The organism is Micromonospora sp. M51 (assembly GCF_018070305.1).
Classification (GTDB): domain Bacteria; phylum Actinomycetota; class Actinomycetes; order Mycobacteriales; family Micromonosporaceae; genus Micromonospora; species Micromonospora parva.
The window spans coordinates 1-960 of the sequence record NZ_JAGPXZ010001271.1 but is presented as its reverse complement, the minus strand read 5'-3'; the positions used below and the strand labels follow the sequence as shown (position 1 = coordinate 960).

Genomic DNA, 960 nt, shown 5'->3' with positions numbered 1-960 from the left:
GAGTAGTGCGGCGACGGGCAGGCCGATGGCGCCGGCGGCGACGCGGGTGCCGGCGCGGCGGGTCAGGCCCCAGATGATCAGGACCAGGGCGACCGGCCAGGCGAACAGTTTCAGCGCGCCGGCGAGCCCGACGGCGAGGCCGGCCCGGCCGGGTCGGTCGGTGGCGGCGAACGCGAGGGCCAGCAGGCAGAGCGCGAGTACGGGTAGGTCGTCGCCGCCGGTGGCGAGGGTGAGGGCGCAGATGGGCAGGACGGTGGCGGCCTGCACGCCGCGCAGCAGGGCGGCGTCCCGCTGGTGGGTGGCGGCGGTGGTGGTGGGCTGGCCGGCGGTGGCTCGTGTGCCGCGGAGGGCGGCCACGGCCAGGGCGAGGGCCAGCGCGGTGCCTATCGCGAACCAGACCCGGGAGTCGGTCCACCAGGTGTCGAGCAGCGCTCTGGGCAGGCCGAACATCGCCATGCCGGGTTGGTACGGGGTGTAGCCCATCAGTTGCTCGCCGGGTGGCAGGGCGGCGATGGCGTCGGGTCCGAGGTACGGGGTGCCGTGTTCCAGGAGGCGGTTGCCGGCCTGTTCCACTACCAGCACCTCCTCCTGGGCCCGGTCGGTGCGTCCGCCGGCCCGGTCGATGCTCTGCCAGGCCAGCGGCAGCAGTGTGGTGGCGGCCCAGGCGAGACCGGTGACCGTCCAGCGGGCTGGCAGGCCGGTCAGCCGGGAGGTCGGGGATCGTCGACGCAGCAGCAGTTGGGCGGTGACCGTCAGCGTGGCGAGCAGGTACCCGACGGCGGCGACAGCGCCCCAGGCGCGGTGCGGCAGCAGGGTCGACGTGACCGCGGTGATCGCGGCGAAGGTGGCCGAGACGGCGTAGAGGCCGAGATCGAGGGCGAGCCCTCCGGCGGCGTTGTCGAGCGTCCGCCAGTGCCAGCGACGGCGGCGGGCGGTCGGGTCGTCGGCGATCACGCGCGA

1 protein-coding gene is annotated in these 960 nt (G+C 75.3%); it reads right to left on the bottom strand.

From position 1 onward, the window contains the following. Positions 1-951, bottom strand: a 951-nt coding sequence (locus KBX53_RS34220) for a glycosyltransferase 87 family protein (protein WP_309140920.1), incomplete at its 3' end; no start/stop codon positions are given. Positions 952-960 lie beyond the last annotated feature (9 nt).